Raw genomic sequence first — 26,362 nt, forward strand, 5'->3', positions numbered from 1 at the left:
GCGCGGCGGGCGTCCGTGCACCTCCTTTCCTCACCTTTTACCAGCCATGTCCATCGATTACTCGCCGATTCCCTGTCCCGTCGTCGTGCCGCTCGACGCGATCCTGCCCGAAGAACCGCTGCTGATGATGGGGGCCGGCCCGGTTCCGATCCCGGCCGCCGTCGCGAAGGCGAACACGATCGTGATCAACCACCTCGGCGCGACGATGGCGAAGATCATCGAGCAGGTGAAGGAGATGGCGCGCTACGTGTTCCAGACCCGCACGAAGTGGGTGCTCGGCGTCGCGGGCCCCGGTTCGGCCGCGATGGAAATGGCGATCTCGAACCTCGCGTGGCGCGGTACGCGCGTGCTGTCGATCCGCAATGGCTTCTTCAGCGCGCGGATGGCCGAGATGGCCACGCGTGTCGGCGCCGACGTCGCGACGCTCGAAGTCGCCGACCGCGCGGTCGCGAGTCTCGACGAGATCGCGGACGCGATCGCGCGCGAGCGTCCCGAGATCGTCACGATCGTGCAGGGCGAGACGTCGAACACGGTGTGGAACCGCGATTTGCGCGACATCGCGGCGCTCGCGAAGGCGGCCGGTGCGCTGGTCGTCGTCGACGCGGTGTGCACGCTGTCGACGATGCCGCTCGAGATGGACGCGTGGGGCATCGACGCGGTGATCACCGGTGGCCAGAAGGGGCTGTCGTCGATCCCGGGCGTGTCGCTGATCGCGTTCTCCGACGCCGCGTGGGAGCGGATGAAGCATCGCGCCGAACCGAACACGCACTGGTGCCTCGATATGGCGCTGGCGGAAAACTTCTGGCACAACGCGGGCTATCACTACACGGCGCCGGTGTCGGGCGTGCTCGCGCTGCACGAGGCGCTGCGGCTCGTCTGCGCGGAGACGCTCGAAAGCCGCTTCGCGCGCCATCTGCGCTGTTCCCTTGCGCTGCAGGCGGGCGTCGAGTCGATGGGGCTCAAGCTCTATGCGCCGAAAGACTGCCGGCTGAATTCGGTGGTCGGGATCGAGACGCCGGAAGGGCTGACGCCCGGCATGGTCTGCGGACATATCTCGAAGCAGTACCAGGTCGAGATCTCGGGCTCATTCGGGTTACCGATCGTGCGGATCGGGCAGATGGGCGAGCAGTGCCGCGAACACAACCTGTTCCGCACGCTGCATGCGTTCGGCCGCACGATGGTCGACCTGAAGGTGCCGGTCGACCTGCCGGCCGGTGTCGCGGCGCTTGAACAGGAGCTGTCGCGGCGCGGCGCGTAAGCGGGAAAGCGAGGAAAGGGGCCGCGCTCAGCGGCCCTGCATCGCGCGCCGGTACGTATTCGGCGTCGTGCCGTGCGCGTCGCGAAAGCGATGGCTGAAGTGGCCGGCGTTCGCGTAGCCGCAGTCGGCTGCAATCTGCGCGAGCGGCAGCGCCGTCGTGCGCAGCAGCTCGCGCGCCCGCGCAAGCCGCTGCTCGGCCACCCACGCGTGCGGCGCCCGGCCGAACGACAGCCGGAACATCCGCGAGAAGTGGTATTCCGACAGCGCGGCGACGTCGGCAAGCTCGCCGAGCGTCAGCGGCTGTGTCAGGTACGTGTCGATGTAGTCGCGCACGCGGCGGCGCACGGCCGGCGCGAGCCCGCCGCGGAACGACGTGTCGGTGCGGGTCGTGCTCTGCCCGCGCAGCAGCAGGCTCAGCACCTCGTGTGCGGTCTCGTTCACGCGCAGCCGCTCGTCGGCATCGTCCCAGCCGTCCAGTGCGAGCGAGCGCAGCAGTGAGGCGACGCGCGCATCCTCGAAGTAAGTGCGATCGGCGAGCTTCAGCTCGCGCGGCTCGCGGTCGAGTTCGCGGATCGCGCGCTGCGTGAAGTGCTCGGGCAGGAAATACAGGTGGATGAAGTGCATCTCGCCGCGCACCCACCAGCGCGATTCATGGTCGCCGGGCAGCGCGCACAGCAGGCTCGGCGCGCCGTAGCGCGGCACGCGCTGGCGCTCCGTCCGGTAGCCGCCGTCGAGGTAGCACGACAGCGTGTGGTGGCCCGGCTGCTCGTAGACCGTCTCGCTTTCGTCGGTGATCCGCGTCCATTCGGCGATTGCGAGATGGTCGCCGAGCCACGCGAAGCGCTCGAGCGTCGCGTTCGCGTCGGCGAGCGTGCGGCAGACCGACTGCAGGCCGAACGGCAGGTCGCCTCCGGCCAGGGCGGCGGGGTGGTCGACGGGGGGAGCGGAAAGGGAGAGGCTCATGATGGGCCGAGTATAAGCGGGGGCGCGGCGCCGCGTGCGGCGGCCCGAAAAAGACCGCAATTCCGGACAATCGGCGCGCGCCGGACGGCGGCATAGTCGGGATCCCGTTTCACCCGCTTTTCCGGATCGTTGCCGCCATGAACCTGTCGCTTTATTTCGTCACCGTGCTGATTTGGGGCACCACCTGGATCGCGATCAAGTGGCAGCTCGGCTCGGTGCCGCCGCCCGTGTCGATCGCATGGCGTTTCTGGCTCGCGGCCGCCGTGCTGTTCGCGCTGCTGCGCGTGATGCGCCGGCCGGTGCGCCCGCCGCGCGAAGCGTGGCGCTTTCTCCTGGCGCAGGGCTTCGCGCTGTTCTGCCTGAACTTCCTGTGCTTCTACTACGCGGAGCAGGTCGTGCCGAGCGGCCTTGTCGCGGTGATCTTCTCGACCGCGCCGCTGTTGAACTCGATCAACGGCCGGCTGTTCATGGGCCGTCCGCTGCGGCCGTCGGCGATCGCCGGTGCGCTGCTCGGCCTGACCGGCATCGCGTGCCTGTTCTGGCAGCAGATGGCCGGCCATCTCGACGACCACGCGACCTGGACAGGGCTCGCGATCGCGTTCGCGGGCACGATGTGCTTTTCGATCGGCAACCTGCTGTCGAGCCGGATGCAGTCGATGGGGCTGCATCCGCTCGCGACCAACGGCTGGGCGATGCTGATCGGCGCGACGATCCTGACCGTCGGCAGCGCAGTGGCCGGATTGCCGTTCACGCTCGACACGAGCCCGCGCTATCTCGGTGCGCTCGTCTACCTGGCCGTGCCGGGCTCGGTGATCGCTTTTACCGCCTACCTGACCCTCGTCGGCCGGATCGGGCCGGAGCGTGCCGCGTACTGCACGGTGCTGTTCCCGATCGTCGCGCTGGCGGTGTCGACGGTGTTCGAGGGCTACCAGTGGTCGCCGCTCGCGGTGATCGGGCTGCTGCTGGTGGTGGCCGGGAATCTGGTCGCGTTCGACCTGACGCGGAAGCTGTTTCTCCGGACGGCGTGACGGGTGCACGGACGGCCGTGCGGTGCCGCCGGCCCGGTTGACAGAAATGGTTGTCATGGTTGACTCGGTTTCGAATGGGGTCTACCCTTGGCCTTCCGGTCGTGCAAGGAGGCGATGATGATCAGGCGGGCTCACGCGCTCGAAAGCGCGGCTGCAATTCTCGATGTCGAGACCGAAGAGGCGCTGCGCAGCGCCGTCGGCGCTGCGACCATGCTCGGCCCCGAGCGGGCCCGCGCGCTGCTGAGGTTGTCGGACGAACAACTGGGGCATCTGTTCAAGGTCGGAATCGCCCAGATCGTTGATCTGGCGGGCACGATCACGTTCGGCATCGCCGCCGCTGCCACCCGCGACAGGCAACCTTCCGGCCGCACGAAGCAGCATCCGAAGCCGGCGCCACGCGCGGACGCCGCGGCCGCTGACTTCGAACGGCGCGCGCTGGCCGAACGGCGGACGCTCGTCGCGGAGGGCGCGCTGCTGCCGGCTGCGGCGCTCTGGTCAGGGCTCGGCATGACGCGGCAGGCGCTCAGCAAGGCGGTCGTGTCGGGGCGCATCTTCACGGTCGACGTGGGGGCGGTGCAGTACTACCCGGCCTTTTATCTGACGGGCGATATCGATCGCAAGACGCTGGGAAAGGTGACGCAACGCCTCGGTGGTTTGCCGGGGTGGAGCAAATGGCAATTCTTCACGGCGCCCAAGGCGTCCCTTGGCAACGTCACGCCGCTGAAAGCGCTGTCGCAAGGACGGCTCGAAGACGTGGAGCGTGCCGCAGCGGCGTTCGCCGAACGCTAGGAGGGGCGCTTGACATTGAGGCAGCCGAGCAAACACTTCGCGAATGCGACGCTGATCACGCGGGAAATTTCGCCGGCGGTGCTGGTGCGCGTTTCCCGATACGAGACGGGCGAGCCATACTTCGGCAAGTCGGGCGGCAACCGTTTCGACGACCCGCACAAGCGGCGCCGGTACGGCACCTGCTATTTCGGTTTCGACCTGCACTGCGCGTTCGCCGAGACTGTGCTGCACGACGAAGTTGCGGATCTCGCTGTCGGTGGCTTCCCGCTCGTGACGACCGAGCTTGAGCGCTTCGTGCTTTCGTTCACCGGCTCGCCGCTGACGGTGGCCGTCCTGCACGGCCTGCCGCTGAAAAACCTCGGCGGCGACGGGGCGCTGTCGACCGTCGTACCGTACGATATCCCGCAGCAATGGTCGCTTGCCGTGCACGGACATGGTCGTCGGGTGGACGGTTTTCTGTATATGTCACGTCATCTCAACACGTCGGAAGCGCTCGTACTCTTCGATCGTGCCGAACCCAAACTCAAGCTCGAGCGCGCCGTTCCGTTTCGGCGCCACGCCGAGGCTGCCCGCGTGCTGCGGGACTTCAACATCTTGCCGCGTTAAGCCGCGTAGCGCCGGCCGCCCGACGGGCGGCCCTCCGACGGAAGAGTGGGCACGCACGATTCCTCGCGGCCCGGGCGTTCAGGCCGCCGCGCCGCTCCCCGCAACCCGCGCCTGCCGCTGATACAGCACCATCGACAGCGCGACGCCCGCGGCGGCCGCCACCGCCGCGAACAGGAACACCTGCGGATAGCCGAACGCACCCGCGACATAGCCGGCGAGCGGGCCCGTGATGCCGAGTGACAGGTCGAGGAACACCGAGTACGCGGACAGCGCCGCGCCGCGGCTCGCGGGCGGCACGAGCGCGACGGCCTCGACGCCGAGCGCCGGGAAGATCAGCGCGAAGCCGAACCCCGTCAGCGCGGCGCCGACGAGCGCGACGTGCGGCACGGGCGCGAGCCACAGCAGCACGAGGCCCGAGCATTCGAACGCGAACGACACGATCGCGACGCGGAAGCCGCCGTAGGTCTTGATCGTGTTCGCGAACAGCAGGCGCGCGCCGATGAACAGCGTGCCGAACACGGTCAGCGACAGTGCGGCGTTCGGCCAGTGGCGCGCCGCGTAGTACAGCGTGACGAAGGTCGCGATCGAACCGAAGCCGGCGGAGCCGAGCGCGAGGCCGAGGCCGTGCGGCAGCACGCGCGTGAACACGCTCGCATACGACATCCGTTCGCCGTGCACGAGCGGCACGGAATCGATCAGGCGCGCGAGATAGAAGCCGGTCGCGGCGAGTGCGATCACGATCACGCCGATCAGCGCCGGATTCAGCGTATGCGCGATCGCGACGCCGACCGGCGCGCCGAGCGCGAGCGCGCCGTAGGTTGCGATGCCGTTCCACGAGATCACCTTCGCGTTGTGCGTGACGCCGACCTTGCCGATACCCCACAGGATCGCGCCGGTGCCGCACAGGCTCTCACCGACGCCGAGCACGAGCCGGCTCGCGACCAGCAGCACGAGGCTCGCGACCGGCCAGTGCGCGAGCAGCAGCGCGACGAGCAGCAGCACGCCCGACACCCCGCAGCCGACCAGCCCGCGCAGCACCGTCTGCTTCGGCCCGAGCGTATCGGCGAAGCGCCCGGCGAGCGGCCGTGACGCGAGCGTCGCGAAATACTGGACGCTGATCGCGCCGCCCGCGACGATCGCGGAAAAGCCGAGGTCGTCATGGACGAAACCCGGCAGCACCGCGAGCGGCAGGCCGATGGTCAGGTAGCAGATGAACGTGAAGCAGACGACGGACACGATTTGCAGCGTGACCGCGAACCCGCTGCGCGGCGGTGTGGCGGAATCGGTGGACATGGGGTCGGAACGAAAGAGCGGAACGTTACGGAACGGACGACGGCGAAAAACGGAATCGGGATTTTCCCATGGAACCGGTTTTCACGCAGGTACCATTTAGTTAATCGCGACCCGTTTTCGAGGATGACGAACGATGGCGGGGCGCACGGTAGGGCCCGGGGGGCGCCGTGTGGAAAGGCCGCCGGGCGGCCCCGGCGCTCATATCGCGGCAGTTATATGGGCCCCATGCGTGATGGGCTATGGGTTGCGGAATTTGATGGTGATAGCGTGCAAACTGTCAGAAAAACGTCGGTCGAGCGCACTGCGCAGGCCGCCTTGCCCCCCATTTGAAGAATCATCGAGACATGAGTGAGCCGATCCGCTTCTACCATCGTCACGCGATCCGCGAAGTCAGCGGCGCGGACGTTACCCGCACCGTGCTGCAGTACCTGCGCGAGGACGCGCATTGCACCGGCACCAAGGAAGGCTGCGCGGAAGGCGACTGTGGCGCGTGCACGGTCGTCGTCGGCGAGCTGACCGACGCCGGCGCGGTCGAGTTCAAGGCCGTCAACGCATGCATCCAGTTCCTGCCGACGCTCGACGGCAAGGCGCTGCTGACGGTCGAGGACCTGCGTCAGCCGGACGGCGCGCTGCACCCGGTGCAGCAGGCGATGGTCGACTGCCACGGTTCGCAATGCGGGTTCTGCACGCCGGGCTTCGTGATGTCGATGTGGGCGCTGTACGAGAAGCACGGCCACGAAGGTTGCGGCAGCGCGTGCGCGAAGGCGAAGGACGTGCCGACGCGTACCGAGATCGCCGATGCGCTGACGGGCAACCTGTGCCGCTGCACCGGTTATCGTCCGATTGTCGATGCGGCCGTGCAGATGTTCGATGCGCCGGCGCCTTCCGCACCGGTCGACACCGCCGCGCTGGCCCGCACGCTCGCGTCGCTCAAGCGCGACGATACATTCGACTACGCGACGATCAACGGCGCGCGCTTCGCGGCGCCGCGCACGCTCGACGCGCTGGCCGCGCTGAAGGTCGAGCGGCCCGACGCGCGCATTCTGGCTGGCAGCACCGACATCGGCCTGTGGGTCACCAAGCAGATGCGCCGTCTCGACGACCTGATCTACGTCGGCCAGATCGCCGAACTGCAGCGCCTCGCCGAGCGCGGCGACTGGATCGAGATCGGTGCGGGCGTGACGGTCGAGAAGGCGTATGCGGCGCTGGCCGGCACGTATCCGGAACTGACCGAAATGTGGAAGCGTTTCGCGTCGCTGCCGATCCGCAACGCCGGCACGATCGGCGGCAACGTCGCGAACGGCTCGCCGATCGGCGATTCGATGCCGGGCCTGATCGCGCTCGGCGCACGCGTGGTGCTGCGCGGCGGTGACACGGTGCGCGAGCTGCCGCTCGAGGCGCTGTACACGGGCTACCAGCAGAAGGACATGGCGCCGCACGAATTCGTCGTCGGCGTGAAGGTGCCGACCCGCACCGGCGCGCGCGAAAAGCTGCAGTTCCGCACGTACAAGCTGTCGAAGCGGTTCGACTCCGACATCTCGGCCGTGTGCGCGGCGTTCGCGTTCATCGCGGACGGCGACACGATCCGTGAGCCGCGCATCGCGTTCGGCGGGATGGCCGCGACACCGAAGCGCGCGACGCAGACGGAAGCCGTGCTCGACGGCGCGACGTGGCACGAAGCCACCGCGCAGGCCGCGATGCAGGCACTCGAGCGCGACTACCAGCCGCTGTCCGACATGCGCGCGACGAGTACGTACCGCCTCGATACCGCGAAGAACCTGATGTACCGATTCTGGCTGGAGACGCGCCCGCACGACCCGCTGCCGCCGCAAGCCCTGAATGTGCGTGAAGTGGCCGCCGAACTCGGCACCGACGCGGCGCGCGTCTGAAGACGGAGAACCCCGAACATGAACCAGCAAGCAGAACCGTTCCTGAGCACCCTCGACCCGCAAGCCGACGCCGCGCAGGTCCACGTATCGCGCGCGCACGAATCCGCGCACCTGCACGTCAGCGGGCGTGCCACCTACACCGACGACATCCCGATCGTCGCGGGCACGCTGCACGCGGCGCTCGGCCTGTCGGCGAAGCCGCACGCGAGGATCGTGTCGATGAACTTCGACGCGGTGCGCGCGACGCCGGGCGTGGTCGCCGTGTTCACGGCCGACGACATCCCGGGCGTCAACGATTGCGGCCCGATCATCCACGACGACCCGGTGCTCGCGAAGGGCATCGTGCAGTTCGTCGGCCAGCCGATGTTCATCGTCGTCGCGACGTCGCACGAAACCGCGCGGCTCGCCGCGCGCCGCGCACAGGTCGACTACGAGGAATTGCCGGCGATCCTCACCGCGCAGGAAGCGCGTGCGGCCGAAACCTACGTGATCCCGCCGCTGAAGCTTGCGCGCGGCGACGCGGCCGCACGGCTCGCCGTCGCGCCGCACCGCGAGTCGGGCGAAATGCTGCTCGGCGGCCAGGAGCAGTTCTACCTCGAAGGACAGATTTCGTACGCGGTGCCGAAGGACGACGACGGGATGCACGTGTACTGCTCGACGCAGCACCCGAGCGAGATGCAGCACCTCGTCGCGCACGTGCTCGGCGTCGCGTCGCACAACGTGCTCGTCGAATGCCGCCGGATGGGCGGCGGGTTCGGCGGCAAGGAATCGCAGTCGGGCCTGTTCGCGTGCTGCGCGGCGCTCGCCGCATGGAAGCTGCTGTGCCCGGTGAAGCTGCGTCCGGACCGTGACGACGACATGATGATCACCGGCAAGCGGCACGACTTCCATTACCGCTTCGACGTCGGCTACGACGATGACGGCCGCATCGATGGCGTGGCGCTCGACATGACGTCGCGCTGCGGTTTCTCGGCCGACCTGTCGGGCCCGGTGATGACGCGCGCGGTGTGCCACTTCGACAACGCGTATTGGCTCGGCGACGTCGACATCGCCGGCTACTGCGGCAAGACCAACACGCAGTCGAACACGGCGTTCCGCGGCTTCGGCGGCCCGCAGGGCGCGTTCGCGATCGAGTACATCCTCGACGACGTCGCGCGTTCGCTTGACCGCGATCCGCTCGACGTCCGCTACGCGAACCTGTACGGCAAGACCGAACGCAACGTGACGCCGTACGGGCAGACCGTCGAGGACAACGTGCTGCAGGAACTGCTCGGCGAACTCGAGGCGACGAGCGACTACCGCGCCCGGCGCGCGGGCGTGCGCGAATTCAACGCGCGCAACACGGTGCTGAAGAAGGGCATCGCGATCACGCCGGTGAAGTTCGGCATTGCGTTCAACGTCACGCACTTCAACCAGGCCGGCGCGCTGGTGCACATCTATACCGACGGTTCGGTGCTCGTGAACCACGGCGGCACGGAGATGGGGCAGGGGCTCAACACGAAGGTCGCGCAGGTCGTCGCGCACGAGCTCGGCATCCGCTTCGGCCGGATCCGCGTGACGGCGACCGACACCAGCAAGGTCGCGAACACGTCCGCGACGGCTGCGTCGACCGGCTCCGACCTGAACGGCAAGGCCGCGCAGGATGCGGCGCGCCAGCTGCGCGAGCGGCTCGCGGTGTTCGCGGCGAAACAGTACGGCGACGGCAAGGTCGATGCGGCCGACGTGAAGTTCGGCAACGACTTCGTGTGGGTCGGCGGCAATGGCGTGCCGTTCGGCGAAGTGATCGCGAAGGCGTACCTCGCGCGCGTGCAGTTGTGGTCCGACGGTTTCTACGCGACGCCGAAGCTGTACTGGGATCAGTCGAAGCTGCAGGGCCGGCCGTTCTACTACTACTCGTACGGCGCGGCCGTGTCGGAAGTCGTGATCGACACGCTGACGGGCGAGATGCGCACGCTGCGCGTCGATGCGTTGCACGACGTGGGCGCGTCGCTGAACCCGGCGCTCGACATCGGCCAGGTCGAAGGCGCGTTCATCCAGGGGATGGGCTGGCTCACGACCGAGGAGCTGTGGTGGAACAAGGGCGGCAAGCTGATGACGCATGCGCCGTCGACGTACAAGATCCCGACGGTGAACGACACGCCGCCCGAATTCAACGTGCAGCTGTTCAAGAACCGCAACGTCGAGGACAGCATTCACCGTTCGAAGGCCGTCGGCGAGCCGCCGCTGTTGCTGCCGTTCTCGGTGTTCTTCGCGGTGCGCGACGCAGTCGCGGCAGTGGGCGATTACCAGGTGAACCCGCCGCTCGACGCGCCGGCCACCGGCGAGTCGATCCTGCGTGCGGTGAGCGCGGTGCGTGCGGCCCGCGCCGGTCAGGCAGGCTGAGATGAAACGGCTCCCGCGCTCACTTCGTTCGCTGCTCCCGGTGGCGATCCGGTGGAGGCTGACATGAAACGACCCCCACGCTCGCTTCGTTCGCTGCCCCCCGTGGGGGTGGTCAGCCTCCTTGGGGCGGCCCGGCGGAGGCTGACATGAACGGGCCCGCACGCTCGCTTCGCACCGCGTCGACCCCGGCGTTCGCGCAGGGCACCGGCCAGCGCAATCGCGCGACCGGCACGCCGGCGCCGACGATGCACATCGTGCTGTTCGGCGCCGGGCACGTCGGCCACGCGCTCGTCACGCTGCTCGGCGCGCTGCCGTGCGTCGTGCAGTGGGTCGACACGCGCGACGAGCTGTTCCCGGACGAATGTCCGCCGAACGTGCAGCCGGAGCCGACCGACACGCCGGAGGCCGTCGTCGACGCGGCGCCGCCCGGCGCGTACTTCCTCGTGATGACGCACAACCACGCGCTCGACTTCTCGCTCGCCGCGCAGATCATGCGGCGGCGCGACTATGCGTACTTCGGGATGATCGGCTCGCGCACCAAGCGCGTGAAGTTCGAGCGCCGGCTTGCCGCACGCGGCGTCGATCCGGCACGGCTCGTGGAGATGGTGTGCCCGATCGGCGTCGCGGGCATCGTCGACAAGGCGCCGGGCGCGATTGCGGTGGCCGTGTGCGCGGAGCTGCTGCAGGCGCGCTCGGGCATGCCGGTGGCCGACGCGAAGGCAGCCGCATCGGGGCGTGCGCGCGACGACGTGTCCTGCACGCGGTAGCACCGCGCGGCCAGCGCATGGCCGCGCGTTTTTGCATACACTGCACGACGACGCGCGGCATCGGGCCGCGCCTTACCGTGCACGCACCATGTCCGATCACCAGGTTTATCTCGACACGCTCGCGGCGAGCCTCGTCGCCATCGAGCGCTGGCTGTCCGGCGCCGATACCGGGCCCGAGGCGCTCGACGCGCTGCTCGCATCGTTCTCCACCGATTTCACGATGATCCTGACCGACGGCCGCGAGGTCGACCACGACGGTACGCGCGCGCTGTTCGCGAAGCTCGCCGGCGCGAAGCCGGGGCTGCGCATCACGCTGTCGGAAACCCGCGTGCTCACGGCCGACGCGTCGCATGCGACGCTCACCTATCTCGAAGCGCAGCACGCGGCCTCGGGCGAGCTGCCCGCGCGACGCGCGACCGCCGTGTTCGAACGCGACGCGGCGGGCGTCGTGCGCTGGACCCATCTGCAGGAAACTTTCTGCACGGCTTGAGCGGCTTGAGCGGCTTGAGCGGCTTGAGCGGCTTGAGCGGCTTGAGCGATTTGAGCGGCTGCGCCGCGGCTCAGCGCTTGCGGCCGCGGGCCACCGTCAGCTCGTCGGACACGCTCTGCATCAGCGCGCACAGCCACGCGATGTCGGTCGGGCGGTCGGGCTGCGGATGCGTGAGCAGGTAGCTCTTGATGCGCGGGAACGGCACGGGCGGCGTGACGACGACGAGCGGCAGCAACTGCGCATAGTGCGTCGCGAAGCGGCGCGTCGTCGTGAAGATCAGGTCCGACTGCAGCAGCACCTGCGGCACGATTCCGAAGTAAGGCAGCGTCGTCACGATGCGCCGCGTGAGGCGTGCGCGGGCAAGGCCGATCTCGATCGCATTGCGTTTGTCGCCGGTGTACGGCGTCGGCGCGACGTGCGCGGCCGACGCGTACGCTTCGCGCGTGAGCGGCACGCGCGCGAGCGGGTGCGCCTCGCGCATCAGGCACACGATCGTGTCGGAGAACAGGTCCTGGCGCGCGAACTGCGGGTCGGGCTTCGGCCAGTTGCCGATCACGAGATCGAGTGCGCCCGATTCGAGCGCACCCGCGTGATCGAGCGCGGGATTCAACGAATCGATTTCCAGGTGCGCATGCGGCGCCGCGTCGCGAAAGCGCTCGATCAGCGTCGGCATGAAGAAATCGTTCAGGTAATCGGGCGCGGCGACGCGGAACGTACGCCGTGCGGACGACGGATCGAAGTCGCCGTGCGGCGTCGCGATGAAGTCGACCTCGCGCAGCGCGCGCTGCGCGGCTTCGAGCAGCGATGCGCCGTATTCGGTCGGCACCATGCCGGATTTGCCGCGCACGAGGATCGGGTCGTTCAGCGTCTCGCGCAGCTTGCGCAGCGCGGTGCTGATCGCGGGCTGGGTCTGGTTCAGCCGCAGCGCGGCCTGCGTGACGCTGCGCTCGAGCAGCAGCGTGCGCAGCACGCGCACGAGCCAGATATCGAGCGAGGCGGTACGGTCGTCGTCTTCCATCGGTGGGGGGTGATTCGGGTGACGCGTAACGTTACCGTAATCGCGCGTTGGCGTGCGTGATACCGGCCATCACGCACGGCCCTTCGACAGCGCGCTGATCCGCTTGACCTCGCGCGATTCGAGCCAGTTCGGCGTGCGCGCGCAGTACAGCACCATCGGCAGCGCATCCTCGCCCCAGAACAGCTGCTGGTTCATCCAGAACGTCGGCACGCCGAACACACCGAGCGCGATCGCGTCGGCGTTGTTGCGGGCCAGTTGCGCGGTGGTCTCCTCGAATTCGATCAGCTCGTCGCCGTGACCGACGCCGACACGCTCGCACAGCGCGGCGAAACCTTCCGGCGTCGACGGATCGTTGCCGTCGCGCCAGATGAAGCGGAACATTTCCAGCACGGTCGCGATATCGGCGCGCAGCGCGATCGCGAGGCGCAGCACCTTGTCGGACTCGAATGGGTGCGCGGGCGGCATCTTGAAGCGAATGCCGAGCTGTTCGGCGCGGAACAGCGCGTGACGGTACGTGAACACGCGCTTGGCAGGCACGTCGGCGCTCGGGCGCTGCCCCCAGTGGCGCTGCAGGTCGAGCAGCGACACGGCGACGGGTTCGAACGGCACGTCCGGCCATTTGTCGTGCTGTTCGAGCAGCAGATACGAGAACGGCGACACGAAGTCGAAGAACCAGGCAGGCTGGGCGGTATCGAGGCCGGTTGTCATGTCGTTCTCCAGAGGGTGGGGCGTGCGGCGCCTGGCGGCGGCCTCCATGTTACGCGGCGGCACGCGCGTGCAGCAATGATCGCGGATCGTCCGCTTACGCGGAACCGGGAGTCGCCCGAGGGGGCGTGCCGGCCGGCGGCGCGGCTTCGGCACGTGCCTGCGGCGGGCCGCCGGCGCCCGGCGGGCTGGCCGGCGTGTCCTGGTCGTGCGCGGTGAGCCGTTCGCGCACGAAGCCGATGTGCTCGCGCAGCACGTAGAACTGCCCGGCATAGGCGAGCGGCATCTTCATCCGGTTCACGGCTTCCTCGATGTCGTCGAGTTCGTCGAGCAACTGCACGCGCTCCTCGGCCGTGTGCTCGCCGAGCGCGCTGCGCTCGAGCGCGATCAGCGCGCCGTACCAGCGGTAGATGCGCGAGCGCACGCGCCAGCCGTACAGCGACGGCACGAGCCGCAGCCCGGGGATCAGCACGACGATCAGCGGCACGACCACGACGAGCAGCCGGTCGACCAGGCTCGCGACCCAGAACGGCAGCCGCCGGTACAGGAAGGTCTTGCCCGACTTGTAGTAGCGCGCGGCGTCGTCGGACAGCTGGAACCCGCGCGTGACGGGCGACGGGAATTCGCCCGCGTGCTGCAGGATCGTCGCGTGGCCGTGCACCTCGCGCGCGGCCTCGATCAGCAGGTCGGACAGCGCGGGGTGCAGCGAGTCGCGTGCAACCAGCTCGATGGTCGGCGCGACGGTGTGGATGTCGGCGGGCGGCAGGTTCTGGCCGAGATCGTAGACGCCCATCGGCAGCGTGATTGCGGTCAGGTACGGGAAGCGCCGCGCGTACGCCTCGGCCTGCGTGAACGAATACACGTGCACGCCCGGTGCGCGGAACAGTTTCGCCATCACCGGAATCTGCGTCGAGTCGCCGGACAGGAAGGCCGCGTCGATCTTGCCGTCGAGCAGCGCGGTGGCCGCATCCTCGCCGGCGGTCGGCAGCAGCTCGGTCGAACCGCCCGGCACGATGCCGTTCATCTTCAGCAACGCGAGGCTCAGTTCGCGTGCGCCGCTGCCTTCCGCGCCGAGCGCGAGCCGCTTGCCCTTGAAGTCGGACAGGCGCGCGACGACCGGGCCGCGATACATGATCGCGAGCGGCACGTAGCCGATGCTGCCGAGCGACACGAGGTGTTCGTCGCGCTCCTTCGGGCCGATGCCGCTCTGCACGAAGCCGACGTCGACCGGCGCGTCCGGGTTCGACAGCCGCGCGAGGTTCTGGGCGGACCCTTCGGACGACTGGACGTCGAGCGTGACGCCGTTCTTCGCGAGGATCGTCTTGTATTTCTGCGCGGCGTTCCAGTACGTGCTGCCGGGCGGCCCGGACGAGATCACGAGCGTGGACGGCGGGGCCGGCTGGATCAGCTTGACCGCGAACCAGACGGCCGCGGCGGCGAGCAGCACCGTGGGGCCGATCGACAGCGCGAGGTCGCGCCACGACACCGCGACAAAGCGGGCGAGGATGCGGCGAGGCGGGCGAGGGCGGTCTGGCTTCATGGGGGCGGTGGATGACGCTGGCGTGACGTATCGGTGACGTATCGGCGCGGACGATGTGGATGCTCGCGGCGATGGTACCCGGTTTCGTCGTGCGTGCGCGAGTGGGGCGCGGCTGCGCGGCGACAGCGGCGGGGGCCGCCGCGTCAAAAGCTTTGCGCTTCCGCGGGCGCTGGATTACATTGTGCGACGCAGCCGCGCCCGATTCGCGCGCGACCCGGCACGCAATCAGACCGGGCGCGTCCGGCCGGCGGCTGTCCGGCCCGGCCGGCCCGCTTTTCGCGTGCGCCGGCCGCCAGCCCGTCTCGCCTCTCTCGTATCGCCGTGGAAAACACCGGCTGTCCCGCCCGTTCGCGCGTGGGCCGGCTGTTTTTGGGGGTATCCGGCCGTACTGTGCACGGCCGTTCCGGAGTGATAAGGAGATAGCATGAAGTCGATCGTGTTGAGAGCGTTGGGCGTCGCCGCCGTGGCGGCCTGTCTGTCGGGCAGCGTGTATGCGCAGTCGAGCGACGCAGCGGCAACGGAAGCGCCCGCGGCCGCGACCAGCGCGCCGAAGGCCGCCGCGAAAACCGCGAAGAAGGCGAACCGCAAGCTCGGCTACGCGGTGCGCAAGGCGATTTCGAAGGAATCGGGCGAGAACGTGTCGAACCTCGTCGTGCGCTCGAAGGGCGGCGCGATCACGCTGGAAGGCACGATGCCGGCCCAGGACCAGATCGACAAGGCTGAAGCCGCGGCGAAGGGCGTGAAGGGCGTGACGTCGGTCACGAACAAGCTGACGGTTCAGCAGCAGTGATGCCGGGCGGCGGCGCGCGAGCGCCGCGTGCGCCCGTTTCCAGGCGGGCCCCGGCATGCCGGGGCCCGTTTGCGCTTCAGAGGCCGCAAGCCGCGCGCGACGCGGCGGCGGACCGATAACGAAATCGAGAGGGCGGCGATGACGAGGCTCGGGTGGGGCAGGCGGATGGTTTTCGGCGCGGCGCTGGCCGCGGTCGCGATACTCGGCGCCTGCAACGGCGACGATTCGGCCGAGCGCAACCGGTTGCCCGGTTTCGTGTCCGGCAGCGTGCGCACGACGGCCTATGACGGCGCGAGCGACGACCTGCTGACAGCCGGCCTCGGCAAGACGGGCCTGGGCTCGGCAACCGCCCCCGGCTTTGCGAATGCCGCCCGGCCGACGAGCGCCGAGCTGCGCCGCCTCGCGATCTGGTCGAACTACCGCGCGCTCGTCGACATGAGCGCGAACGGCGGCTACGGCCGCTTCTGGGGGCCGAACGTCGACCTCGACGGCAACGATACGCTCGGCGAAGGCAAGATCCCCGGCACCGAATATCTCGCGTACTCCGACGACGGCAGCGGCAGCAAGAACGTGACGCTGCTCGTGCAGGTGCCCGCCAGCTTCAATCCCGCGCAGCCGTGCATCGTCACCGCGACGTCGTCGGGCTCGCGCGGCGTGTACGGCGCGATTTCCGCGGCCGGCGAATGGGCGCTCAAGCGCGGCTGCGCGGTGGCCTACAACGACAAGGGCGGCGGCAACGGCGCGCACGAACTCATGTCGGATACCGTCACGCTGATCGACGGCACGCTCGCCAACGCGGTGCTGGCCGGCACCGCGAGCCTGTTCACCGCGAACGTGACGAGCGGCGATCTCGCCACGTTCAACTCCCGCTTCCCGAACCGCTATGCGTTCAAGCACGCGCATTCGCAGCAGAATCCCGAGCAGGACTGGGGGCGCGTGACGCTGCAGTCGGTCGAGTTCGCGTACTGGGCGCTCAACGAGCAGTTCGGACCGCTGATCGACAGCTCGCATCACGGCGTGCGCTATCGCGCGGGCGACATCACGACGATCGCCGCGTCGGTCAGCAACGGCGGCGGCGCGTCGCTCGCGGCGGCCGAGCAGGACAGCCGCGGCTGGATCACCGCGGTCGTGGTCGGCGAACCGCAGGTCAACGTGCGGATGGCGCCGAACGCGGTCGTGCGCTCGGGCGGCCAGCCCGTGCCGTCGTTCGGCCGGCCGCTGGCCGACTACGCGACACTCGCGAACCTGCTTCAGCCGTGCGCGGCCGCGTCGGCGTCGCTCGCCGGTGCGCCGTACCTGAGCGCGCTGCCGGTGGCGACCACGCAGTCGATCCGCACGCAGCGCTGCGCGACGCTCGCCGCGGCCGGGCTCGTGTCGGGTGCCGATACGCAAAGCCAGGCCGCCGACGCGCTCGCGCAGCTCCATGCGGCCGGCTACCTCGCCGATTCCGACCTGCTGCAAGCACCGATGTGGGATTCGCAGGCGATTCCGGCGATCGCGGTTACGTATGCGAACGCGTACACGCGCTCGCGCGTCACCGACAACCTGTGCAACTTCAGCTTTGCGACGACGAACCCGGCGACGGGTGCCGTCGCCGCGCCCGCCACGTCGCCGATGCCGGCCGTGTTCGGCGTCGGCAACGGCGTGCCGCCGACGGCCGGCATCGACCTCGTGTTCAACAACGGCGCGGGTGTCGACCACCGGCTCGCGACACCCGATGCGAGCTTCGCGGGCGCGCTGTGCCTGCGCCAGCTCTGGACGAACGGGATGCTCGGAATGCCCGCGAACGTCGACGCCGTGCGGGTGAACGCGAACCTGCAGGGCAAGCCGGCGATCATCGTGCAGGGCCGTAGCGATGCGCTCGTGCCGGTGAACCACGCCTCGCGCGCGTACGTCGCGCAGAACGGCATCAGCGAAGGCGGGCGCAGCCAGCTGGTGTTCTACGAGGTGACGAACGGCCAGCACTTCGACGCGTTCCTGCCGGTGCCGGGCTTCGACACGCGTTTCGTGCCGGTTCACTACTACAACCTGCAGGCGCTGAACCTGATGTGGCGGCACCTGAAGAACGGCGCGCCGCTGCCGCCGTCGCAGGTGATCCGCACGGTGCCGCGCGGCGGCACGCCGGGCGCCGCGCCCGCGCTGACGAGCGCGAACCTGCCGCCGATCTCGGCCGCGCCGGGTGCGAACGCGATCACGACGGGTGCCGGCACGATTGACGTGCCGCTCTGACGGCGCCCGCCGCACCGCCCGCATGAAGCCGGACACCCGTCCGGCTTTTTCTTTTGAGTCGAATGGAATCGGTCCCGGATTGGCTTTTGTCCGAATGACGAGCTCTGTAACAAATTCTTACTTTACGGCGGTAAATCAGAACCCTAATATGCGCCGGTATTTTCACTTAATTTAATAAATTCCAGATACGAGACATTTCTTTCCGTTTAGTTAATCGATCCTTTCGATTTTATTAAATCGGCTCGAGTTGTGATTGATCGCCGTTCGGCGATTAATCGGCATCTCGCCGAGGGGGATTGTTCGTCTGTTCGAAGCGAGGCGCCCTTGTTGGGCGGGCCTGGCGGGGTATGTTTTTGCCGTCGATTTTGTGCATGCGAAAAATCGTGAAATGAATTCGCATTGCTGCGGATTATTGAATTGTCGTTCGCAATGGAATTGATTCCATTGTGCAGTCGCAAAAATATGGGTGGGGTAAATCATGCCGGTCGGTATTTGCCGATCCGGTAAAAAACTCGGAGTGCGTCGCATAACGAATGCATTCCCGGTGCGGAGCGCCGGCGCAAATGATCCTTTGCGACCGGCGGTATTTATCGTTCTGTTCGAGAGGCAATAATGACGACACGGAAGTCCTTGAAAGACAGTTTCGCGCTATTCGGAACGACACTGAGCGTGCCGCTCGCCGCAGCCGCGGCTGCAGCGCTGCTCGTCACGGGGTGCGGCGGCGACGACGGGTCGAGCCCGGCTGCTTCGGCTGCCGCTGCGGCCGCGACGTCGGCCGGTGCCAGCACGTCGGCCAACACCAACGCAACAGCCGCCGCGGCCGACCAGCCGTACGTCGACACCGACGTGTACGGCACCGGGCCAAACGACGCGGTCACGGATTCGACGGAAGGCGCGGCCGTCGTGCACCGCCAGATCACGATCGGCGGCAAGACCATCAAGTACACGGCCACCACCGGCCACCTGACGACGATCGACCCGACCACGTCGGCGCCGAACGCGAAGATGTTCTACGTCGCGTACACGCAGGACAACCCGGACCCGTCGAAGCCGCGCCCGGTCACGTTCTTCTACAACGGCGGCCCCGGCTCGTCGTCGGTCTACCTGCTGCTCGGCTCGTACGGGCCGAAGCGCCTGCAGTCGTCGTTCCCGAACTTCACGCCGCCCGCGCCGTACAAGCTGCTCGACAACCCGGACAGCCTGCTCGACCGCACCGACGTCGTGTTCATCAACCCGGTCGGCACCGGTTACTCGACGGCGATCGCCCCGGCGAAGAACAAGGACTTCTGGGGCACCGACCAGGACGCGCGCTCGATCGACCGCTTCATCCAGCGCTACCTGACCAAGTACTCGCGCTGGAATTCGCCGAAGTTCCTGTACGGCGAGTCGTACGGCACGGCCCGCAGCGCGGTCGTGTCGTGGGTGCTGCATGAGGACGGCATCGACCTGAACGGGATCACGCTGCAGTCGTCGATCCTCGACTACGCGAACGCGCTGTCCGCGCCGGGCATCTTCCCGACGCTCGCGGCCGACGCGTTCTACTGGAAGAAGACGACGCTCAACCCGACGCCGACCGATCTCGACGCGTACATGGTCCAGGCCCGCAACTACGCGGACAACACGCTCTCGCCGCTGGTGCAGAAGCCGAACCCGCAGGACGGCGGCTTCGTGAACGTGCGTCTGAACCTGAACCTGCAGACCGCGCAGCAGATGGGCTCGTACATCGGCACGGATCCGACGTCGCTGATCCAGACGTTCGGCAACCCGGCCGCGCTCGGCAACGTGCCGTCGTCGGACGACAACCCGCCGTACACGTTCTTCCTGACGCTCGTGCCGGGCACGCAGATCGGCCAGTACGACGGTCGCGCGAACTTCACGGGCAAGGGCATCGCGCCGTACATCCTGCCGAACTCGGGCAGCAACGATCCGTCGATCACGAACGTCGGCGGCGCGTACACGGTGCTGTGGAACAGCTACATCAACACCGACCTCAAGTACACGTCGACGTCGTCGTTCGTGGACCTGAACGACCAGGTCTTCAACAACTGGGACTTCAGCCACACGGACCCGACCGGCGCGAACAAGGGCGGCGGCAATACGCTGTACACCGCCGGCGACCTGGCGTCGACGATGAGCGTGAACCCGGACCTGAAGGTGCTGTCGGCAAACGGCTATTTCGACGCCGTCACGCCGTTCCACCAGACGGAGCTGACGCTCGCGCAGATGCCGCTCGACCCGACGATCAAGGCGCAGAACCTGACGATCAAGAACTACCCGTCGGGCCACATGATCTACCTGAACGACGCGTCGCGGACCGCGCTGAAGGGCGATCTCGCCAACTTCTACGACGGCATCCTCGCGAACCGCACCGCACTGCAGCGGGTGCTGAAGCTGCAGGCGCGCACGCAGCAGCTCAAGCAGCAGAAACTGCAGCAGCAGGGGCAGTAAGCGCCGCGGGCGGCTTGCGCCGCCCCGGATGGACGACAGCCCGATCGGCGCAGGCCGGTCGGGCTGTTTTTTTTGCGGTGGGGCAAGCCGGCGCATCGTGCGCCGGCCGGTCGTGCATCACGTCGCGCATGCGGATCGCGATGCTGTCATCTTCCACGGTGCCCGTGAGTCGTCGACTGACGGGGCATTGTCGTGCCCGCGTGAGATTCTCAGCGGCTTGATCCTCGAAAGGGGGATGCATGTCCCTGTATTGAGGATTTGCCAGAAAATCCCGCCGACAAATCGAGCCGATCTCACTCGTCAGGGGCGGGAAGATGCCGATGCCTGCCGTAGCGGGCGGCAGTCGCGCCGCCTACGCGAGCACGAGCCGCACGCCGACCGCGACGAGCGTCGCGGCGAGCAGGTTGCGCAGCAGCCGCTCGGGCGCGCGTGCCGACAGCAGGCTGCCGAGCACGATGCCCGGCAGCGAGCCGAGCAGCAGCGACAGCAGCATTGACCAGTCGACCGAGCCGAGCAGCCAGTGGCCCATGCCGGCGACCAGCGTGAGCGGCACCGCGTGCGCGATGTCGGAGCCGACGATGCGGGTCGTCGCGAGCATCGGATACAGCAGCAGGAGCACGGTCACGCCGATCGCGCCGGCGCCGACCGACGTCATCGACACCAGCACGCCGAGCACGGCGCCCGTCAGCACGGTCGACCACAGCGTGCGCGCGGGGCTCGGCGCGAGCGGGTTGCGTGCGGCGAACGCCGTGAGCTGCGGACGGAAGATCAGCGCGAGCGACGTGAGCAGCAGCGCGACGCCGAGCACGAGCTGAATCATCCGCGCGGTGCCCGGCGTATTCATCCCGTGCGTGTGCAGCCACCACAGCGTGAGCGCCGCGGCCGGCACGCTGCCTGCCGCGAGCCGGCCCGTAATGCGCCAGTCGATCGAACCCTTCATGCCGTGGACCAGTGTGCCGGTCGCCTTGGTGGCGGCCGCGTACAGCAGGTCGGTGCCGACCGCCGTCGCAGGATGGACGCCGAACAGCAGCACGAGGATCGGCGTCATCAGTGAACCGCCGCCGACGCCCGTCAGGCCGACGAGGATGCCGACGAACAGGCCGGACAACGAGTACAGCAGATCGATATGGGGAAGCGACATCGGAAGCAGGCGGTTATGCGGCGTTCGGCGGCGGCGCGTGGCTGCGGCGCGCGCGTCAAAGTCCGCCATTGTCGCAAAAGTGGCCGGTCAATGTACGACTGCGTTAAAAATCGGCCGGGAGGGGCCGTGCGGAGGTGGGGCGGGCGGGTGCGAAACGCGTGTTTGAACGAGGGCGGGGCCGGTGGCGTCGATCGGCCCAAAGGTACGACGAACCCGAAGCGCGTGCCGTGCCCGGTACGCAGAACCCGGCACACATAAAAAAAGGCGCGACGATGCGCGCCCGGGTTCGATGCCGGCAACCGGCTTCGTCCGGCAGCCGTCAGTGCATCGCGGGGCCGACGCCTTCGACGCCGTTCTGCGGCCGGATGCGCAGCGCGAGGCCGATCAGCGCGGCCGCGGCGGCGAACGCCGCGCCGAATGCGAATGCCGCGTGATAGCCGCCGTTCAGTGCGTCGAGCGGCGCGGCGTTCGCGGCCGCGAGCGCGTCGGTGCGGGCGGCCGCGAGGCTCGCGAGCACGGCGAGGCCGAGTGCGCCGCCCATCATGAACGCGGTGTTGACGATCCCCGACGCGAGCCCGGAATCGGCCGGATCGACGTCGTTCATCGCGGCGAGCAGCATCGGGTTGAACGCGACGCCCGCGCCGATGCCGAGCAGCGTCATGCCGGGCAGCACGTGCCAGACGAAACCGCCGTCCACCGGCGCGCGCGAGAACAGCGCAAGGCCGCAGGCCGCGATCAGCAGGCCGGCCGCGATCGGGCCGCGGATCCCGAAGCGCATCACGATGCGCGCGGACAGCCCGAGCGAGAACGCGGCCATGATCAGGTTCGCCGGCAGGAACGCGAGACCGACCTGCAGCGGCCCGTAGCCGAGCACACGCTGCATGTACAGCGCGGACAGGAAGAACCATGCGAACATCGCGGCCGCCCACAGCACGCCGATCACGTTCGCGAGCGCGACGTTGCGCGCGGCGAACAGCGTGAGCGGCATCAGCGGATGCGCGGCGCGCGCCTCGATCGCGATGAACAGCGCGAGCAGCGCGACGGCCGCGCCGATCAGCACGACGGTCTGCGTCGACAGCCAGCCGGCTTCGTTGCCGCCGACGATCCCGTAGACGGCCAGCATCAGCGACGCGGTCACGGTGACCGCGCCCGCGACGTCGAGCCGCGCGGTGCCGGCCGGCGCGCGCAGGCGCGGCAGCAGCGTGGCGCACATTGCATAGACCGCGATGCCGATCGGCAGGTTGACGAGGAAGATCCAGTGCCACGACAGCGAACTCGTCAGCAATCCGCCGAGCAGCACGCCGATGCTGCCGCCGCCCGCGCAGACGAAGCCGTACACGCCCATCGCGCGCGCGCGTTCGCCGGGCTCGGTGAAGAGATTCATGATCAGCGACAGCGAGACGGCCGACACGACCGCGCCGCCGAGCCCCTGCACCGCACGCGCGGCGATCAGCATCGTCTGCGATTGGGCGAGACCGCACGCGAGCGACGCGAGCGTGAAGACGACGAGGCCGGCGAGGAACATGCGCCGCTGGCCGTACAGGTCGCCGAGCCGGCCGCCGAGCAGCAGGCAGCCGCCGAACGTCAGCAGGTACGCGTTGACGACCCACACGAGGGCCGTCTCGGTGAAATGGAGGTCGGTGCTGATCGACGGCAGTGCAACGTTCACGATCGTGCTGTCGAGCACGATCATCAGCACGCCGAGGCAGAGAACGATCAGCGCGTACCAGCGCTTCTCGCCGTGGATCCCGTGGGTCATGGGCCTGCAGCCTTCTGATAGTTATTTGAAAGGATGCATTCTAGACCCCATCGGCGCGGGCTTCCTGCCGGTTTGTGGCAGGAGCGATGCGTAGTCGCGCGTCCGGGCGGGACGCGCGTGACGGATGCGACGGACGTGCCGGGCGTTACGAGCGCGCCGGCAGTTCGCAGCCGTCGGGGCCGCATGCGGCCGCGTCGTTGCCGTCGAGTTCGACGATGCCGTCGCGCCAGGCCTGGTCGAGCGCCTGCGCGAACGCGTCGGCCGGCTGCGCGCCCGACACCGCGTAGCGGCCGCCGAACACGAACAGCGGCACGCCGCGCCCGCCGATCTGCGCGGCGCGTGCGATGTCGGCTTCGACTTCGTCGCGGTACAGGTCGCTGCGCAGCACGTCTTCGACGGCCGCGCGCTCGAGCCCCGCTTCGACCGCGAATTCGGCCAGTTCCGCGTGATCGAACAGCGAGCCGTGCTCGCAGAAATACGCGCGGTACAGCCGCTCGGTCAGCGCGTGCGCGCGGCCCGTCGCTTCCGCGAGCTTCACGAGCCGGTGGCCGTCGAGCGTGTCGCCGACGAGCGTGCCGGGCAGGTCGTAGCGCAGCCCGACGCTCGCGGCCGCATCGGTCACCTGGCGCAGCATCTGGTCGACCTGTGCGGGCGACATCCGGTACTTGCCGGCGAGCATCGCCTCGACCGGCTCCACGGGCTGGCCGGGCATCAGCCGGTACGCGCGCAGCGCGACGTCGACGCGGTCGGCGTGCGCGAATGCGGCGAGCGCCTCGTCGAAGCGGCGCTTGCCGATCCAGCACCACGGGCAGATCAGGTCGGACCAGATTTCGACGGTCAGGGTCGGGCGGGCAGTCAGGGCGGGAGCGGTCGTCATGGGCGGTTCCGGGCAGCAAAAAAGTGTAACCGGGACTATATCATTTTGTGCTTCGACGCTTCGTCTTGGCCGGGCGGCCGTGTGAAACGCTCGCCCGGCGTATCACGAAGCATAGACACGGAACCGGCGCACCGATAGCGATTGCCGATACCGGTCGCCGCCGCGCGTCCGGGCGAACTGGTGTCTCGGCGTCCCGGCAAATCGGCAAAGCGGCAAACCGGCAAACCGGCAAACCGGCAAACCGGCAAACCGGCAAACCGGCAAACCGCCCCGCGGCGCGTTTCGCTTATTTGCTTACGCGTCGCCCTGCGTTTCCTTCAGGTGCTTGAGGTGCTTGTAGACCGTCGCGCGGCCCATCCCGAGCACATTCGCAACGTAGTTCGCCGCGCTTTTGCCACGGAACGCACCTTCCGCGTAAAGCGCTTCGACGAGCTCGCGCCGGTGCTCGCGCGTGAGCCCGTTCAGCCCGACCTGCCGCTCGCGCAGCCAGCCGTGCAGGAACGTGTTGATGCGCTCCTGCCAGTCGTCGCGGAACAGCTCGTCCGGTTGCGCGACGACGCCCGCACCCTTGATGAACAGGTCAAGCGTCGCGCGCACCTCGTCGAACACCGCGATGTTGAAGTTGATGCACATCATCCCGGCCGGGTGGCCTTCGTCGTCGAACAGCACGTTGCTCACGCAGCGCATCCGCCGGCCGTCCCAGTTCAGCTTCTCGTACGGGCCGATCACGCGCTCGCGCGCGGAATGGTCGATTTCCTCGAGCGCGGAATCGTCGCCGACCTCGCGCTTCGACAGGTTGTTCGCGAGATACAGCACGGTCTGGTCGTGCAGGTCGTGGATCACGACTTCCGCGTACGGGAAGAACAGCGCGGCGACACCGTCGGCGATCGGCGCATAGCGGGTGAGCAGCAACTCTTTGACGGGGGATTTCTTCTTGCGCATCGGTGCCATCTCGGGTGGGCGGGGGCCGGGCGGCCCATCGGGCCGGCGTGGCGGCGCGCCGCTGGCCGGCATGCCCGTGCGCCCGCGCGCGGCCGCCGCGGCGGTTGCGCCATTGTATCGGCCCCGCGCTCGCGTGCCGCTCATGCGTGCGTCAGGTGCGTGTACAGCGCATGCGCGATCGCGATGTCCTCGAGCCCGAGACCGATCGAGCGGAAGAATGCGTGACGGGTGTACGACGGTGCCGGGCAGGTGCCGGCGACGAGCGCGGACAGGTCGCCGACGATCCGCGCGGCTTCCCAGCCGTGCTCGGGCGTCGCGATCTGCATCTCGCCCGCGCTCGCGGGCGTCGTATGCCGGTAGTCGCAGTACACGTCCATGTCGGGCAGCCAGGCGGGCGGGATCTCGTGCGCGCGCGCGACGTTCGTGCTGATCGACGTGACGAGCGCGGGGCGCGTGAGCATCCCGTCGCCGAGCACGGGCGTGCCCGACGACGTGCACAGCATCACGACGTCCGCGTCGCGCACGCAGGCTTCGACGCTCGCAGCGGCGCGTGCGCGCGGATCGAGCTGCGCGAGCGCCGCCTGCTGCGCCGCGTCGCCGGCGAGCGCGGGCGAGTACACGCGGATCGTCTGCCAGTCGCGCAAGCCCGCCGTGTGCCGCAGGTGCGCGAGGCCGACCGCGCCCGCACCGACGATCGCGAGATGGCGCGCGTCGCGCGGCGCGAGGCAGTCGACCGCGAGCGCGGTCGTGCCGGCCGTGCGCTCGACCGTCAACAGGCCCGCGTCGCACCACATCAGCGGCTGGCCCGTGCGCATCGACATCAGCGCGGTCCATGCGGTGACGATGGGCTTGCCGCCCGTCACGACATACGGTGACAGCTTCGCACCGAACACCTGCGCGTCGGCGAGCGCGCCGAGATACGTGATGAAGTCGCCGGCCTGGTCGGGAAACAGCGTGAGCGTTTGCGGCGGCTGCACCGCGCGCGCCGCGGCGAGCGACGCGAACATGCTGCGCAGCGTGCCGAGCACGTCGAGCGACGGCAGGGCCGCGCGCACCGCGGCTTCGTCGACGGTCAGCGGCAGGGTCGGGGCGGTTTGCGTCATGGGGACATCTCCGGTCTGGGCCGGACAGGACGGTCTCGATCGACGGTGTCCGGCAGTGTTCGTGATGGACGAAAAGTCTAATATAGACAAACAAAATCTGGAGAATTTTTCTTTTCGAGACTTTGTGTCGTGGCTTGGTTCGGAAAAAACATCGGTAAATCAAAGGCATTCCGGATCGTCGACGAATTTTCGATGCCGTGTCTCGAGGCGCGATTCTCGTATCCCCTATAGTCTATAGTAGACTTTGAGTCTATATTTCGCGTGCAGGACACGACGTGTCGCCGCGTGGCGGCCGCCTGCTTCGAGTGCCGATCCGGCGCCTGGCCGAGCGCCGTCGTGTACTGA

Annotated in this window: 21 protein-coding genes; 11 read left to right on the forward strand and 10 right to left on the reverse strand. The window is 68.4% G+C overall.

What is annotated here, in order from left to right; genetic code table 11:
* Nucleotides 1-46: 46 nt before the first annotated feature.
* Complete coding sequence (locus ACPTTF_RS04080) at nucleotides 47-1,258, forward strand: pyridoxal-phosphate-dependent aminotransferase family protein (RefSeq protein WP_423370339.1); 1,212 nt, start codon at nucleotides 47-49, stop codon at nucleotides 1,256-1,258.
* Nucleotides 1,259-1,285: 27 nt separating this feature from the next.
* Here the strand turns inward: ACPTTF_RS04080 and ACPTTF_RS04085 are convergent, their stop codons facing one another.
* A complete protein-coding gene (locus ACPTTF_RS04085; protein WP_423370340.1) occupies nucleotides 1,286-2,221 on the reverse strand; it encodes a helix-turn-helix domain-containing protein in 936 nt (311 codons plus the stop codon).
* A 137-nt stretch (nucleotides 2,222-2,358) separates the two neighbouring features.
* Here ACPTTF_RS04085 and ACPTTF_RS04090 point away from each other — a divergent pair, with 137 nt between their 5' ends.
* The 3 genes from ACPTTF_RS04090 to ACPTTF_RS04100 all read left to right on the forward strand — a co-directional run bounded on the left by ACPTTF_RS04090 (nucleotide 2,359) and on the right by ACPTTF_RS04100 (nucleotide 4,644).
* Nucleotides 2,359-3,249 carry a DMT family transporter gene (locus ACPTTF_RS04090; RefSeq protein ID WP_423370341.1) on the forward strand — a complete coding sequence of 297 codons (891 nt, stop codon included), beginning with the start codon at nucleotides 2,359-2,361 and terminating at the stop codon, nucleotides 3,247-3,249.
* A 117-nt stretch (nucleotides 3,250-3,366) separates the two neighbouring features.
* Entirely contained in the window at nucleotides 3,367-4,038 is a 672-nt protein-coding gene (locus ACPTTF_RS04095) for a hypothetical protein (RefSeq protein ID WP_423370342.1), read from the forward strand.
* Nucleotides 4,039-4,053: 15 nt separating this feature from the next.
* A complete protein-coding gene (locus ACPTTF_RS04100; protein ID WP_423370343.1) occupies nucleotides 4,054-4,644 on the forward strand; it encodes an RES family NAD+ phosphorylase in 591 nt (196 codons plus the stop codon).
* A 78-nt stretch (nucleotides 4,645-4,722) separates the two neighbouring features.
* On the opposite strand, the gene ACPTTF_RS04105 is transcribed toward ACPTTF_RS04100, so the two are convergent.
* Nucleotides 4,723-5,937 (reverse strand): MFS transporter, encoded by a 1,215-nt coding sequence (locus tag ACPTTF_RS04105; RefSeq protein WP_059529154.1) that lies wholly within the window; start codon nucleotides 5,935-5,937, stop codon nucleotides 4,723-4,725.
* Nucleotides 5,938-6,281: 344 nt separating this feature from the next.
* Between ACPTTF_RS04105 and xdhA the strand changes: the two genes are divergently transcribed.
* From xdhA to ACPTTF_RS04125, 4 genes are all read left to right on the forward strand, one after another.
* On the forward strand, nucleotides 6,282-7,826 hold the full coding sequence (gene xdhA / locus ACPTTF_RS04110) for a xanthine dehydrogenase small subunit (protein ID WP_423370344.1): 1,545 nt from the start codon (nucleotides 6,282-6,284) through the stop codon (nucleotides 7,824-7,826).
* A gap of 18 nt (nucleotides 7,827-7,844) precedes the next feature.
* Nucleotides 7,845-10,208: a xanthine dehydrogenase molybdopterin binding subunit gene (gene xdhB, locus ACPTTF_RS04115; protein WP_166957021.1), complete on the forward strand. Its 2,364-nt coding sequence runs from the start codon at nucleotides 7,845-7,847 to the stop codon at nucleotides 10,206-10,208.
* 146 nt (nucleotides 10,209-10,354) lie between these two features.
* Entirely contained in the window at nucleotides 10,355-10,975 is a 621-nt protein-coding gene (xdhC, locus tag ACPTTF_RS04120) for a xanthine dehydrogenase accessory protein XdhC (protein WP_423370345.1), read from the forward strand.
* Between the two features lie 88 nt (nucleotides 10,976-11,063).
* On the forward strand, nucleotides 11,064-11,465 hold the full coding sequence (locus ACPTTF_RS04125; protein WP_423370346.1) for a nuclear transport factor 2 family protein: 402 nt from the start codon (nucleotides 11,064-11,066) through the stop codon (nucleotides 11,463-11,465).
* Between the two features lie 70 nt (nucleotides 11,466-11,535).
* Here the strand turns inward: ACPTTF_RS04125 and ACPTTF_RS04130 are convergent, their stop codons facing one another.
* The 3 genes from ACPTTF_RS04130 to ACPTTF_RS04140 form a co-directional block, all read right to left on the reverse strand.
* Complete coding sequence (locus ACPTTF_RS04130) at nucleotides 11,536-12,483, reverse strand: LysR family transcriptional regulator (RefSeq protein WP_166957027.1); 948 nt, start codon at nucleotides 12,481-12,483, stop codon at nucleotides 11,536-11,538.
* Between the two features lie 69 nt (nucleotides 12,484-12,552).
* Nucleotides 12,553-13,191 carry a DsbA family protein gene (locus tag ACPTTF_RS04135; RefSeq protein ID WP_423370347.1) on the reverse strand — a complete coding sequence of 213 codons (639 nt, stop codon included), beginning with the start codon at nucleotides 13,189-13,191 and terminating at the stop codon, nucleotides 12,553-12,555.
* 94 nt (nucleotides 13,192-13,285) lie between these two features.
* Nucleotides 13,286-14,728 carry a TAXI family TRAP transporter solute-binding subunit gene (locus ACPTTF_RS04140; protein ID WP_166957031.1) on the reverse strand — a complete coding sequence of 481 codons (1,443 nt, stop codon included), beginning with the start codon at nucleotides 14,726-14,728 and terminating at the stop codon, nucleotides 13,286-13,288.
* A 424-nt stretch (nucleotides 14,729-15,152) separates the two neighbouring features.
* Between ACPTTF_RS04140 and ACPTTF_RS04145 the strand changes: the two genes are divergently transcribed.
* From ACPTTF_RS04145 to ACPTTF_RS04155, 3 genes are all read left to right on the forward strand, one after another.
* The gene (locus ACPTTF_RS04145; RefSeq protein WP_011351113.1) at nucleotides 15,153-15,518 is read left to right on the forward strand and encodes a BON domain-containing protein; all 366 of its coding nucleotides are present in this window, start codon (nucleotides 15,153-15,155) and stop codon (nucleotides 15,516-15,518) included.
* A 138-nt stretch (nucleotides 15,519-15,656) separates the two neighbouring features.
* Nucleotides 15,657-17,747, forward strand: coding sequence for a D-(-)-3-hydroxybutyrate oligomer hydrolase (locus tag ACPTTF_RS04150; protein WP_423370348.1), 2,091 nt, complete (start codon nucleotides 15,657-15,659; stop codon nucleotides 17,745-17,747).
* Between the two features lie 612 nt (nucleotides 17,748-18,359).
* A complete protein-coding gene (locus tag ACPTTF_RS04155) occupies nucleotides 18,360-20,195 on the forward strand; it encodes a S10 family peptidase (RefSeq protein ID WP_423370349.1) in 1,836 nt (611 codons plus the stop codon).
* A 352-nt stretch (nucleotides 20,196-20,547) separates the two neighbouring features.
* Here ACPTTF_RS04155 and ACPTTF_RS04160 read toward each other — a convergent pair whose 3' ends face one another.
* The 5 genes from ACPTTF_RS04160 to ACPTTF_RS04180 all read right to left on the reverse strand — a co-directional run bounded on the left by ACPTTF_RS04160 (nucleotide 20,548) and on the right by ACPTTF_RS04180 (nucleotide 26,017).
* A complete protein-coding gene (locus ACPTTF_RS04160) occupies nucleotides 20,548-21,336 on the reverse strand; it encodes a sulfite exporter TauE/SafE family protein (RefSeq protein ID WP_423370350.1) in 789 nt (262 codons plus the stop codon).
* Nucleotides 21,337-21,655: 319 nt separating this feature from the next.
* Nucleotides 21,656-23,095: a DHA2 family efflux MFS transporter permease subunit gene (locus ACPTTF_RS04165; protein WP_166957039.1), complete on the reverse strand. Its 1,440-nt coding sequence runs from the start codon at nucleotides 23,093-23,095 to the stop codon at nucleotides 21,656-21,658.
* 145 nt (nucleotides 23,096-23,240) lie between these two features.
* Nucleotides 23,241-23,972, reverse strand: coding sequence for a DsbA family oxidoreductase (locus ACPTTF_RS04170; protein WP_166957041.1), 732 nt, complete (start codon nucleotides 23,970-23,972; stop codon nucleotides 23,241-23,243).
* 294 nt (nucleotides 23,973-24,266) lie between these two features.
* Nucleotides 24,267-25,058 (reverse strand): helix-turn-helix transcriptional regulator, encoded by a 792-nt coding sequence (locus ACPTTF_RS04175; RefSeq protein ID WP_423370351.1) that lies wholly within the window; start codon nucleotides 25,056-25,058, stop codon nucleotides 24,267-24,269.
* A complete protein-coding gene (locus ACPTTF_RS04180; RefSeq protein ID WP_423370352.1) occupies nucleotides 25,055-26,017 on the reverse strand; it encodes an ornithine cyclodeaminase family protein in 963 nt (320 codons plus the stop codon). Before ACPTTF_RS04180 ends, ACPTTF_RS04175 begins: the two co-directional genes overlap by 4 nt.
* Nucleotides 26,018-26,362 lie beyond the last annotated feature (345 nt).

Source organism: Burkholderia crassaminum (genome assembly GCF_964265005.1).
GTDB lineage: Bacteria > Pseudomonadota > Gammaproteobacteria > Burkholderiales > Burkholderiaceae > Burkholderia.